At 64.0% G+C, this 11,632-nt stretch carries 11 protein-coding genes; 4 read left to right on the forward strand and 7 right to left on the reverse strand.

What is annotated here, in order from left to right:
- The first annotated feature begins 16 nt into the window (after window positions 1-16).
- Window positions 17-553, forward strand: a complete 537-nt coding sequence (locus tag HMPREF3172_RS01830) for a hypothetical protein (RefSeq protein ID WP_141741552.1) — start codon at window positions 17-19, stop codon at window positions 551-553.
- 103 nt (window positions 554-656) lie between these two features.
- On the opposite strand, the gene HMPREF3172_RS01835 is transcribed toward HMPREF3172_RS01830, so the two are convergent.
- From HMPREF3172_RS01835 to HMPREF3172_RS01855, 5 genes are all read right to left on the reverse strand, one after another.
- Window positions 657-893 (reverse strand): YtxH domain-containing protein, encoded by a 237-nt coding sequence (locus HMPREF3172_RS01835; RefSeq protein WP_061941477.1) that lies wholly within the window; start codon window positions 891-893, stop codon window positions 657-659.
- Between the two features lie 63 nt (window positions 894-956).
- Window positions 957-2,054 carry a YihY/virulence factor BrkB family protein gene (locus HMPREF3172_RS01840; RefSeq protein ID WP_070514975.1) on the reverse strand — a complete coding sequence of 366 codons (1,098 nt, stop codon included), beginning with the start codon at window positions 2,052-2,054 and terminating at the stop codon, window positions 957-959.
- A 97-nt stretch (window positions 2,055-2,151) separates the two neighbouring features.
- Window positions 2,152-3,102: an electron transfer flavoprotein subunit alpha/FixB family protein gene (locus tag HMPREF3172_RS01845; RefSeq protein ID WP_070514977.1), complete on the reverse strand. Its 951-nt coding sequence runs from the start codon at window positions 3,100-3,102 to the stop codon at window positions 2,152-2,154.
- 33 nt (window positions 3,103-3,135) lie between these two features.
- Complete coding sequence (locus HMPREF3172_RS01850) at window positions 3,136-3,927, reverse strand: electron transfer flavoprotein subunit beta/FixA family protein (protein WP_026022851.1); 792 nt, start codon at window positions 3,925-3,927, stop codon at window positions 3,136-3,138.
- A 168-nt stretch (window positions 3,928-4,095) separates the two neighbouring features.
- Window positions 4,096-5,340 (reverse strand): acetyl-CoA C-acetyltransferase, encoded by a 1,245-nt coding sequence (locus HMPREF3172_RS01855; protein ID WP_070514979.1) that lies wholly within the window; start codon window positions 5,338-5,340, stop codon window positions 4,096-4,098.
- A 251-nt stretch (window positions 5,341-5,591) separates the two neighbouring features.
- Between HMPREF3172_RS01855 and HMPREF3172_RS01860 the strand changes: the two genes are divergently transcribed.
- From HMPREF3172_RS01860 to dctP, 3 genes are read left to right on the forward strand one after another with little or no spacing between them, the layout of a single operon-like run.
- Window positions 5,592-6,185: a TRAP transporter small permease gene (locus tag HMPREF3172_RS01860; RefSeq protein ID WP_070514981.1), complete on the forward strand. Its 594-nt coding sequence runs from the start codon at window positions 5,592-5,594 to the stop codon at window positions 6,183-6,185.
- Entirely contained in the window at window positions 6,182-7,708 is a 1,527-nt protein-coding gene (locus tag HMPREF3172_RS01865; RefSeq protein ID WP_070514982.1) for a TRAP transporter large permease, read from the forward strand. The genes HMPREF3172_RS01860 and HMPREF3172_RS01865 overlap by 4 nt, the downstream gene beginning before the upstream one ends.
- Complete coding sequence (dctP, locus tag HMPREF3172_RS01870; RefSeq protein ID WP_070514984.1) at window positions 7,708-9,009, forward strand: TRAP transporter substrate-binding protein DctP; 1,302 nt, start codon at window positions 7,708-7,710, stop codon at window positions 9,007-9,009. The genes HMPREF3172_RS01865 and dctP overlap by 1 nt, the downstream gene beginning before the upstream one ends.
- An 83-nt stretch (window positions 9,010-9,092) precedes the next feature.
- Here dctP and HMPREF3172_RS01875 read toward each other — a convergent pair whose 3' ends face one another.
- Both HMPREF3172_RS01875 and HMPREF3172_RS01880 read right to left on the reverse strand, forming a co-directional pair.
- Window positions 9,093-10,739, reverse strand: coding sequence for an ABC transporter ATP-binding protein (locus HMPREF3172_RS01875; RefSeq protein ID WP_070514986.1), 1,647 nt, complete (start codon window positions 10,737-10,739; stop codon window positions 9,093-9,095).
- Window positions 10,739-11,632: an ABC transporter permease gene (locus HMPREF3172_RS01880; protein ID WP_256173104.1), complete on the reverse strand. Its 894-nt coding sequence runs from the start codon at window positions 11,630-11,632 to the stop codon at window positions 10,739-10,741. The genes HMPREF3172_RS01875 and HMPREF3172_RS01880 overlap by 1 nt, the downstream gene beginning before the upstream one ends.

Here is an 11,632-nt window from a genome sequence, read left to right on the forward strand (position 1 = left end):
CCGCTATCGTCCGAGTATGGAGCTCTTCACCGGCAGCAATCCCGTTCCCACCCGTTCCGGCAGCCACCCGCGCTTTGCCGAGGCAGCTCCCGATGACTTCTTCGACCCGTCGGTGCACGGGGGTCCTTTTGAAAACGGTCCCGGGCTGGACGCTCTGCGCAAGCTCGAAGAGTGGTACGACGCCGGAGGTTCTGACGCTCAGATCCTTGACCTTTTCAATGAGCTTCCCGCTGTGGGTGTGCTTGATCCCGATGTGTGGCTGCGCGAACCTGTCGTGCTGAAAGAACAGATCGAATCCGGCAAGGTCGACCGGGACGCTTTCCTGGCCGAAGCACAGACCCGCACCGCGGTGGGACTGGGCCAGTTCAAAATCCGCGGCGGAATGACCACTGACGCGCTCGCCCTGGCGAAGTCCGGGGTGGGGGCGCAGCTGGTGATCGCCATGGTCGATGCCGCTGATCCGGGCACCGGGGAAAACCTCGACCCCGCCCTCATTTCGACTCTCGGCTCGGTGAACACGGTGGTGCAGGCCGCCGAACACCTCGAAGACTGACGAGGCGCCGCTCGCCTGGGCTGAACTGCTCGGCTGCGTGCGGGCACAGAAAAGCGGGCCGGAGGCGGCCAATGGCCGCCTCCGCACCCGCTGAGGGAGAAAGTCAGCTGTTGCGGACCTTCTCAACGCCTTCGCGTACGGTTTCCTGAACCTTTTCGGCAACTTCCGGGCCCTGCTCGCGGACCGTTTCCGTGACCTGCTGAACTCCCGCCTGAACGTCGGGGCTGTTCCACACCTTTTCGGCTTCGGACTTGAGCTTGTCGTATGTCTGGCGTCCGCTGCGGGAACCGAGGACGAATCCGACAGCCAGGCCGGCCAGAAGTACGTAGCGCTTCTTCATTTTCACTCCTGTTGTAGTGGGTGATCACTTCCAGTCTAGAGCAGAAACCGGCCGCCGCCGGGGTTAATCTCGGCTTCGCCCAGAGCCGAAGCGCAGACGCAGCTTTTTGAGTCTGCGCAGCGTCGGATCAGCCAGGAACGACGCGTATTCGACTTTGCCCACGGTCCGGCCTTCAGAGCGGCGCAGCTGTGCGCCCAGGTAGGACAGCATGAACTCACGCCGCTCCACCCCGATGATCCTGCCGGTGGCCTTCGGCGGCAGGAGGATGTCAGATTCGGCGGGGATGCCCGACTGTAGGCGGCGGGCTCGCAGCATTTCGCAGTCGAACTGGATGCCGAAGACAAGTGCGAGGTTCGTCAGCCACAGCCACGTGAGCAGAACAAACGGAATCGACAGAGCGCCGTAGGCCGATGCGAAGCCGACCGTGATGACGAAGAAATATACACCCGCGGTCAGCAGAAGCCACGCGACAAGAGCCACACCGGCGCCGACCGTGAGCGGATTGCGCTGCGGCCGCTTCACATTGGACGTCCACGCGCCGAGCACCGCGATCGTGAAGAACATGAACAGGACGATCAGCGGGAACCGGGCGACCTTCCACGCAAGAAGCGCAGAATCGGGCGGGTTGAAGAACTCCAGCCAGTCCGTCCGGCCCGTCAGCAGACCGAAAATCGCGATGATGAGCGGAATCAGCAGCAGGGTCACCAGGAACGACTGGAACCGCAGCACCCACCAGGTGCGGCCCTCGGCCACCTCGAACACCTCGTTGACCATGAGCCCGAAAGTGCGCACATAGCGGCCAGCCGACCACAGGGACAGAATGATGCCGCCGATGAAAACAGGAAGGTTCGCCGACGACCGCGCCATCGACATGAGCGGATCGTACAGACTCTGCAGGCGTGACCAGCCGGTGGCCTGCTCGAACACATTGAGGATCGCCTCGACCGTCGTCGGCCCCTGGCCGAACACCGTCAGCATGGAAATCCCGGCGCCGAGGGCCGGGATGACAGACAGAAGAAAGTAGTAGCTGAGTGTCGCCGCCGAATCCATCCGCCGGTCGTCACTGAACCGCTGGATCGTGCGCGCCCAGGCGTAAGCCCACGAGGTGCCGGTCAGCTTCGCTTTTGGGCGGCGGGGAAACAGATCACTGCGGTCAGACACACGCCCCACTCTACTCGCGCACCCCGCAAGGGGACAGAAACGGCGACGGGCGCCTCGTCAGAGGAGACGAGGCGCCCGTTGGCTGGGAGCAGTCACATCACTTGCGTGCGTTCACTGCTTCTGTAGCCTGCGGCAGAACGGTGAAGAGGTCACCGACAACGCCGTAGTCCGACAGCTCGAAGATGGGAGCTTCGTCGTCCTTGTTGATGGCGACGATGTTCTTCGAGGTCTGCATACCTGCGCGGTGCTGAATCGCACCGGAAATGCCGGCTGCCACGTACAGCTGCGGGGAGACGACCTTACCGGTCTGACCCACCTGCGAGGAGTGCGGGTACCAGCCGGCGTCAACAGCGGCGCGCGAAGCACCGACGGCCGCGCCGATGGCGTCAGCGAACTGTTCGACCGGACCGAAGTCACCACCGGTGCCGCGGCCACCCGAAACAACAGCTGCTGCTTCGGTCAGGCTGGGACGGCCGGAGGCTGCCTTTTCTTCGACAGCGGTGATCTTGGCGGTCTTGGCAGCGTCCGAGGCGGCGAAGTCAACAGCTTCAACCGCACCCGCGCCGGCAGCTTCAACAGCTTCGACCGAGTTGGGCTTGACCAGGATGTGCGGAACACCCTTGATGACCTTCGACTTGACGGTGTAGGCACCGGCGAACACCGACTGGGTGGCCTGGCCTTCACCATCGAGGTCCGAAGCGTAGGCCATGACACCGGAGCCGGTCTTCGCAGCCGAACGGGCCAGGACTTCCGTGTTGTCGGTCGAAGCCGAAGCGAGAACGGCAGCCGGCTGACGCGACTCGACGAGCGAAGCGACGAGCTCACCCTGCGGGGCGATGAGGTATTCGGTCAGCGAAGCGTCAGATGCGACGAGGACCTTCGCTGCGCCGTACTTGCCGAGGTCAGCGGCAGCGGTCTGGGCGTCAGCGTCCGAGCCGACGAAAACGGCGACGGGCTCGCCCAGCTGAGCTGCTGCGGTGAGGAGTTCGAACGTGGACTTCTGAACGGTTCCGCCCACGTGGTCAACGAGTACGAGTACTTCAGACATAAATCTTCCTTAGAGATTCGGTATGGGCAGGGATCAGACGAGCTTCTTCGAGGCGAGCCACTCGACGAGCTGGTTTCCGCCTTCGCCTTCGTCGGTGACGATTTCGCCGGCCTGGCGCGGCGGAGCGGCAGCGATCTCAACAACTTCGGTGTAGGAGCCGGCAGCGCCGACTTCGCCTTCGTCGAGGCCGAGTTCGGAGAGATCGTACTCTTCCAGCGGCTTCTTCTTGGCGGCCATGATGCCCTTGAAGGACGGGTAGCGCGGGTCGTTGGTCTGGTCGGTGACCGAAACCAGAGCCGGCAGCTGCACTTCGATGGTGCGCGATGAGGAGTCGCCGTCACGGCGGGCCTTGATGGTCTGGCCGTCGAGCTCAGCGGCCGAAACGACCGTGGCGGCGGGCAAGCCGAGCAGTTCGGCAACCTGGGTCGGAACAACCGAGGTGTTGCCGTCGGTCGATGCGAAGCCGGTGAGGATCAGGTCGACCGGACCCTCTTCTTCTTCGACCTTCTTGACTGCGGCGGCGAGAACCTTCGCGGTGGCCAGAGCGTCCGAGCCTGCGATGGCGTCGTCGACAATGTGAACACCGGAGTCTGCACCCATCTGGAGGGCCTTGCGGACAGCGTCGACAGCGTCGTCCGGACCGACGGTCAGGGCGATGACTTCGGCATCGTCTGCTTCTTCGGCGAGGGTCAGTGCGAGTTCGACGGGGTATTCGTCGAGCTCCGACAGCAGGCCGTCGCTTTCGCGGTCGACGGTGTTGTCATCGAGGAATTCGGGATCGCCGGCGGCGTCCGGAACGTACTTCACAAAAGTAACAATCCGCATGGGGTTGTCATCCTTCCTGAGGATTCGCGGTTTCCCGCGATCTTCGGTTGTTCGAAGGTGCTGTTCTTCGATCGTATCAATCAAAAAACAAGGTTTTTCTTACCGTTTTCTCTGGTTTGGCTGCGCCGAGATCCTGTGGCGTGTTCCACATGGTCCCCGGCTGCCGCCTCAGATCCGCTCAAACACAGCGGCCAGTCCCTGTCCGCCGCCGATGCACATGGTTTCGAGCCCGTACTGGGCGTCGCGACGGTGCATTTCGTGCGCCAGGGTTGCTAGAATCCGCCCTCCTGTCGCACCGACCGGGTGGCCGAGCGAAATTCCGGATCCGTTGACGTTCATGCGTGAGAAGTCGCTGGATTCGGGTATTTCGCCGTCTGCGGGGAACTCTCCAAAGCCCCACTCGCGGGTGACCGCGAGTGCCTGGGCGGCGAAGGCCTCGTTGAGTTCTATGAGGTCGATATCGGCAAGTCTGAGGTCGGCCCGGGCGAGGGCCGAAGCTGTTGCTGGGACGGGGCCGATGCCCATCCGGGTGGGGTCAACCCCGGCCTGTGCCCACGACACCAGGCGCAGCAGCGGAGTGAGTCCGAGTTCGTGTGCCCTGTCGAGGGTGGTGACGATGCACGCTGCCGCGCCGTCGTTCTGGCCGGACGCGTTGCCGGCGGTCACGGTCGCGTTCGGGTCCTGCCTGCCCATGATGGGACGCAGTTTTCCGAGTTTTTCTGCCGAGGTGCCGGGCCGGATGTGTTCGTCGGCCGTCACCTGATGTTCGGGGGTCTTGCGGTCCGCCGGAATTGTGATCGGCACGATTTCGTCGGCAAAGCGCCCGCCCTCAACGGCGGCTGCTGCCCGGCGGTGGGATTCGACTGCCAGGGCGTCCTGTTCTGCCCGGTCGATGCCGTAGTCGGCGCGGAGGTTTTCGGCGGTTTCGATCATGCCGCCGGGGACGGGGTGGTTTTTGCCGCCGGCGGTGGTGCGGCCGCGCGTGAGTCCGTCTTTGAGGTTGATGCCGGGGGTCTTCACGCCGAAGCGGATCTCTTCGGTGTAGAACGGTGCGCGGCTCATGGATTCAGCGCCGCCGGCGATGACGACTGTGGCTGCTCCCGTGGCGATTTCGCCGGCCGCCAGGAGAACCGAGTAGAGCCCGGAGCCGCAGCGGCGGTCAACCTGCGAACCGCCGGCGTTCAGCGGCAGTCCCGCGTTGAGTGCTGCCACGCGGCCGAGCGCGGGGGCTTCCGTCGTGGGATAGCAGTTGCCGAGGATGACGTCGTCGACAGCGTCACCGGGCAGACCGGAAGTCTTCATGAGTCCCGCGATGACCTCAGAGGCGAGGTCTTCGACGGGGATGTCCCTGAACTGCCCGCCGAAAGCGCCGACCGCGGAGCGGACGGGTGAGCAGATCACGATGTCGGTCAATGAATCCCCTTGGGTTCTGTTCTGTGTCGCTCCCCACAATAGAGGGCTGGGGCACTCTGCGCGACACCGGGTAGAACGATCGTTTGAAATTTTGCGGCAACGTTATAAGCGCACCCCGCCTGATCTGCGGGTTTGCTGTTGTCTCCGTTGTGTATCGAATGTCAAGAATCTTTCGCAGAGCTGTTCCGCTCGGCCAGGTTGTCTGAGAGGATGACTCAAGTTTCCGTTGACCGCAATGAAGGGGTCTGCGCATGGAACAGCTGTCAAAGCTGCTCGGCAGAGTGCTGAGTGTCATCACTGCGCTCGTCATCATCGTCATGATGCTGCACGTCGTCATCAACGCGCTTGCGCGCTTTTTCTTCTCCACACCCATCTACGGCACGAATGAGATCGCGGGATTCTGGTATCTGCCGATCATTGCCCTTCTGGGCATACCGGTCGCTCAGCTGCAGCGCGAGCACATTGTTGTGGCGCTTCTGCTGGACCGCATGAGTGCTCGTGCCGCCGGCTGGTGCATGCTCTTGGCGAGTCTGGCCACAGCGGCAGTGTGTGCGGGCTTTGCGTGGTTCGGCCTGCACCGCGCAGTCGAGCAGATGGAGCTCGGAGCGACAGCCGGGGTGACCACGATCATCACGTGGCCGGTGTTCTTCCTCCTGCCCGTTGTGTTCGGACTGATGACGCTCATCTGCGTCCTTGAGGCCATCACCTATTTCCGCGCTGTGCTGTCAGACGAACCTGAACAGGTCTACGTTTCTGAAGTCGAAAAGGAAATCGCGGAAGTCGAGCACGCCGAAGGGGTCGAGCACGGCGAGACCGAGCAGCGCAGCACGGAGGTTCGGTCATGACCATGACAACACCCCTGCCCGAAAAAGCCGGCCGACCGCGCATCAGCGCCGGTCCCGGCACCTCGTTCCTTCCGCGCAACACGCGCTTCAGGCCGCGCAGCATGGGAGTCATGCTCGTCGGCACGGCGCTGCTGATAGGCACGATTGTCGGCTTCTTCCTGTCGCCGACCGCGCCGATTGCCGGCGCGTGGTGCATCGGAATGATGCTGGTGCTCATGTTCCTCGGGGTTCCCGTGGCAGCAGCGCTTGCCATCCCGTCGATCATCGGCGTCTACGGTCTTTCCGGGATTCCCGCGACCGTCAACATCCTCGCCACGACCCCGTACACGGCCACCGCGAAATGGACCTACTCGGTGCTGCCGCTGTTCATCTTCATGGGCATGCTCCTGTCGCAGTCGGGGCTGACGCAGAAGATCTACCGGGCTACCGACCGCTGGTTCTCATGGCTGCCCGGCGGTCTGGCAATCGGCACAACCGCGGCCGGTGCTGGACTGTCGTCAGTGTCAGGGTCGACAATCGGCATGACCTACGCCCTGGGACGGGCCGCGATTCCGGAAATGCTGCGCGCCGGCTACGACAAGCGGGTAGCGCTCGGTTCGGTCATTGTTGCGGGTCTGCCCGGCAACCTCATTCCGCCGTCCATCCTTCTGGTGGTCTACGCCGGCATCGCTTCGGTCCCCGTCGGCCCACAGCTGGTGGCCGGTGCGGTGCCCGGCCTGCTGGTTGCGGTGTTCGTCGCGCTGTTCATCCTTCTGCTCGGCATCGTGTCGCCAAAGCTCGTGGGCAGGGGCGGCGATCGTGGTCCCTCCGCCACATGGGCGCAGCGGCTCAGCTCGCTCGGTGAAGTGTGGGGCTTCCCCGTCATCCTCGTGGTGCTGTTCGGCGGTATGTTCTCAGGTGCTTTCACCCCGACGGAAGCCGGCGCCGCAGCGGCACTCACGGCTCTCATCCTCACCCTCATCGAGCAGCGTGGAAACAAGCCCTTTGCCTGTGTTGGCAGGGCCGCGCTTACCACCGTCAGCGCGTCCGCCGCGATCTTCTTCATCATGATCGGGGCGGAAATGCTCACCCGCCTGCTGGCGATTACGGGCCTGGCGGAGATCCTCACCGGCTTCGTCACCGGTCTGGGACTGTCGCGCGTGGGCTTCCTCGTGGTTCTCATCGGGGTCTACCTGGTGATGGGCATGTTCTTCGACACCCTGGCGATGATGCTGCTGACAGTGCCGATCCTGCTTCCGGCTGTTGAGGCGATGGGCGTGAACGCGCTGTGGTTCGGGGTGTTCGTGGTGCTGCTCGGTGAAATCGGCATGATCACCCCGCCGGTGGGCATCCTGTCCTACATCGTGCACACGATTGCGAAGAAACCGGACGTCAACCTCGGCACTGAGATCACCCTGGGCGATGTTTTCCGGTCGCTCGTGTGGTTCCTGCCGATCCCGCTGCTGTTCTTGGTTTTCATGATCGCGTTTCCGCAGGTCGCCGAATGGCTGCCCGGCCTGCTTGAGTCCGCAGGAGGACGATGATGACACGCTCCCGCACGATGAGGATGCTCGCCGCGGTCTGCACCGTTGGGGCTGTGGTCCTGACCGGGTGCGCCGGTTCGGTTGCCGGAGGCGCGCTGTCAGGGGAGGGGTCGGGCACCGGCTACGCCTACGGGGCTTCCCAGGACGAGGTGCTCGAGGCGATTGCAGACCTCCCTCCCGTCACGCTGACCTACCAGCCGTCGGAAGCCTCGCCGAAGCTCAAAGAGATTGAGTCAGCCCCTCAGTGGGCGCAGGAAATCAGCGAACGCTCCGGTGGCAAGATCACGATCAAAATCGTCTACGGACAGGCGATTGCCGGCTACGGCGAAGTGTTCGACGCACTGGCGGACGGCCGCCTCGATTTGGCCTACACGCTGCCGGCCTATCTGCCGCAGGAATTCCCCGCAGCAGGGGCGGTCGGCGACCTGCTGTCAGAAGCCGACCCGTCGCCATTCGTCGGCGAGATGGTCGCCAATGCCGCCTCGACTGAGATTGGCTGGGGCTCCCAGAAAGTGCTGGAGCAGTACGCAAAGAAGGGCGTGTACCCGCTCAACCCGGTTTCCGCCTCGGGCAGCTACTCCAGCCAGTGCAACACCGACGGCTTCGGGACAGACGACTACGGCGGCCGCCAAATCCGCGTGGGCTCGCGCTCGCAGGTCGGCTACGTCAAAGCACTCGGCGGCACACCGCTGTCCCTGGACTACACGGAAACCTACGAAGCCCTGCAGCGCAAGACAATCGACTGCACCCTGGGACAGATGGTGCCGTCGGCAGAAGCCGGGCTGTTCGAAGTGGCGCAGTACACGGGATACCTGACAGACACCTCGGCACCCCGTGCGGTTGGTGCGGTCATCGCCGGACAGCGGTTCAGCACCCTGCCGCTGGCGTACAGGCAGATCATCTTCGACAGCTACAGCGGGTCCTTCCAGGGACAGATGGACCGCTCAATCGGCGGCAACCACCTGGCCGTCAAGACGATCCACGCCCAGGGTGGAAAGATCGAACCGCTGGAAAAGCCGCTGCAGGCGAAACTCAAAGCGTTCAACCGGGAGCTTGCAGGCAACGTCGAAGAGGCCGGTCTGCTCGAGCAGGGAACCGAGAAGCGCTTCGCCGAAGTGCTCGAAAAATGGCAGAAGAAAGCCGACGAGCTCGGCTACACCGATGGGGGTGAGTTCGGCACGATGGATGAGTGGTACGACCCGGAAACGGACTACGTGCCTTTCGGCCAAGCCGTGTACGAAGAAGTCATTCTGCCGCACCGACCCGGCGGCATCAGCGGAAAAGAAGACGCGAAGTCATAGAGCGCGGACTGTAAGGGGCGGCGTGCTGAGTGCACACCGCCCTTTATCGTCGCGTCGGGCAATTCTGCTGCGGGCTGCTTGGTTCAGAGGGTGGGGACGTCTTCCAGGAGCGCCTTCGTGTAGGCGTGCGAAGGTGAGCGCAGAACCTCGTCGACGGGACCGAAGTCGACGATTTCGCCCCTGTTGAGCACCGCAATGTCGTCGGCAATGTGCCGGGCGAGTGTGATGTTGTGGGTGACGAACAGCATTGCCAGACCGCGTTCCACCTTGAGCCGGCGCAGCAGGCCGATGATCGAAGCCTGAACCGACACGTCGAGGGCGCTCGTGACCTCGTCGCACACCAGCACATTCGGTGCGTTGACGAGCGCACGGGCAATCGCCGCGCGCTGACGCTCACCGCCGGAAAGGTCGCCGGGCCGGCGGTCGTAGAACGTCCGGCCCAGCCGCACCGCGTCAAGTGCCTCCTCGACAAAGCCGCGGCGCTGCGCCGGTGTCAGGTCGCGGTTCATCTCAAGCGGAACCGTCAGCGATTCGCCGATCGTGCGGCGCGGGTTAAGCGAAGAATAGGGCGACTGGAACACGTACTGCAGGCCCTGGAGCTGTTTGACGGAGCGTTTGCGGGTGCTGTTCGGCAGGACATCACCGTCTAGACTCACCGAGCCGGTGTAGTGGTCGATAAGGCCCGCAATTGAGCGTGACAGCGTGGTCTTCCCGGAGCCCGATTCACCCAGGAGCATGGTGCATCGCCCCGGCTTAAGCTCCATGTTGATGCCGCGCAGCACCATGTTCGAACCGTAGGAGAGCTTGAGATCGCGGACCTCGAGGGCTGGAACCTCGGCAGCGTCGGCTTCCGCCGCGGTGGGGATGCCGCCGCTTGCGGTGCTCGCATCTGTCCCGCCGATTGTCTTGCGGCCAGCCAGGTCCGGCACCGATGCCAGCAGTCGCTGCGTGTAGGGGTGCTGGGGGTCGTGCAGAACCTGCTCGACCGGGCCCTCCTCGACGATGTCGCCGCGCAGCATGACGGCCACGCGGTCGGTGACATCGGCGACGACGGCGAGGTCGTGGGTGATGTAGATGCCGGCAACCCCGTGTCGCTTGGTCATCTGCTGAATCGTGTCGAGCACGTGAGCCTGCGTGGACACGTCCAAGCCGGTGGTCGGCTCATCGAGGATGAGGACGTCGGGGAACATGGCGAACGCCATCGCAATGCCGATGCGCTGCTGCTGACCGCCGGACAGCTGGTGCGGCCATCGTTTCTGGTATTCCCGGTCCGAAGGCAGGCCGACGTCTTCGAGCACTTCGGCAACACGGGCAGCCCGCTCCCGTTCGGAATCCCCGTAGCCGTGGATGTCGAGCACTTCTCGGATCTGGTCACCCACGCGGATCGCGGGGTTGAGCGAAAGCGCGGGGTCCTGGGGAATGTAGGCGATGCGCTCGCCGCGCAGGAACCGGGTTTCGTCATCGTTCAGCTCTTCGACCACGATCTTCTCGCGGCCTTCGCTGGGCGTGTTCGGGTAGATCGTGGACGTTCCGCCGGTCTGCAGCAGACCTGCCCGGAAATGCCCCATAGCAGCAAGGCCCGCGGTGGTTTTGCCCGAGCCGGACTCGCCGACCAGTCCGAGCATTTCACCTCGGCGAACCGTCAGGTCGATGCCGTGGAGGATCTCCTTGCCGCCGACGGCTTCGACGCGCAGGCCGCGCATTTCGAGAACATTGGGATGTTTCGTCATCACTGCTCCACATTCGTCGAGGCCGTGGCGCGGGCAATCGCGTCCGCCAGCAGGTTGGTGCCGATCGTCAGAACCGCGATGGCAATGACGGAGAGCAGAACTCCCCACGGCTGGACGGTCAGGGCGATCCGGTTTTCGTTGATCATCAGGCCCCAGTCGGCCTGCGGCGGCTGCATGCCCAGCCCCAGGAAGGACAGCGATGCGATTGCGCCGATCGAGTAGGTCAGGCGCAGACCGGCTTCGACGGACATGGGACCGGTGATGTTCGGCAGGATTTCGCGCCCGATGATCTTCCAGCGCGGCACCGCGTACATTTCCGCCGCCCGAATGTAGTCCTCGCTGATGACGCTCTGGGTTGCGGAGCGGGCTACGCGGGCAATGCGGGGAGCGTGGGTCAGGCCGATGACGAGCACGAGCACCCAGCCCTTCGGCCCGGCGATCGTCACGGCCAGCAGGGCGAAGACCAGCTGCGGTACGGCGAGGAACACGTCGTTGATGCGCATGATGAGCGAATCGACGGCCCCGCCGGCGTAGGCGGCGAGCATGCCGAACACGGCGCCGACGAGCATGCCGAGCGCCGTTGCCAGAACGGAGTAGACGAGCAGCAGCAGGCCGCCCGCAAGGAAGCGCGATCCGACCGAGCGGCCGAGGTTGTCAGTGCCGAACAGTCCGTGATTCGAGAAGGGCTTGCCGACGAACTCGTACGGGGTCACGCCCGTGATGGGCGCTGCCAGCAGCGGTCCGAGGAGTGCCAGCGCCACGACGGTAACGGTGATGATCACGCCGATCTTGCCCTCGCGCTGCGCCCAGATGCGCTTGAGGACGTGCGGGGGACGGCTGAGGGATTCTTTGACGCCTTCGTCTGCCGGCGTGAGGCTCTGCTGATCTGACAT

Origin of the sequence: Brevibacterium sp. HMSC08F02 (assembly GCF_001807555.1) — a bacterium.
In the GTDB taxonomy this organism is placed as follows: domain Bacteria; phylum Actinomycetota; class Actinomycetes; order Actinomycetales; family Brevibacteriaceae; genus Brevibacterium; species Brevibacterium ravenspurgense.

Coding starts and splice junctions, on each gene's coding strand:
- dctP (WP_070514984.1), top strand. CDS start 7,708: ATGACACGCTCCCGCACGATGAGGATGCTCGCCGCGGTCTGCACCGTT.
- HMPREF3172_RS01850 (WP_026022851.1), bottom strand. CDS start 3,927: ATGCGGATTGTTACTTTTGTGAAGTACGTTCCGGACGCCGCCGGCGAT.
- HMPREF3172_RS01865 (WP_070514982.1), top strand. CDS start 6,182: ATGACCATGACAACACCCCTGCCCGAAAAAGCCGGCCGACCGCGCATC.
- HMPREF3172_RS01845 (WP_070514977.1), bottom strand. CDS start 3,102: ATGTCTGAAGTACTCGTACTCGTTGACCACGTGGGCGGAACCGTTCAG.
- HMPREF3172_RS01860 (WP_070514981.1), top strand. CDS start 5,592: ATGGAACAGCTGTCAAAGCTGCTCGGCAGAGTGCTGAGTGTCATCACT.
- HMPREF3172_RS01830 (WP_141741552.1), top strand. CDS start 17: ATGGAGCTCTTCACCGGCAGCAATCCCGTTCCCACCCGTTCCGGCAGC.
- HMPREF3172_RS01880 (WP_256173104.1), bottom strand. CDS start 11,632: ATGTCAGATCAGCAGAGCCTCACGCCGGCAGACGAAGGCGTCAAAGAA.
- HMPREF3172_RS01875 (WP_070514986.1), bottom strand. CDS start 10,739: ATGACGAAACATCCCAATGTTCTCGAAATGCGCGGCCTGCGCGTCGAA.
- HMPREF3172_RS01835 (WP_061941477.1), bottom strand. CDS start 893: ATGAAGAAGCGCTACGTACTTCTGGCCGGCCTGGCTGTCGGATTCGTC.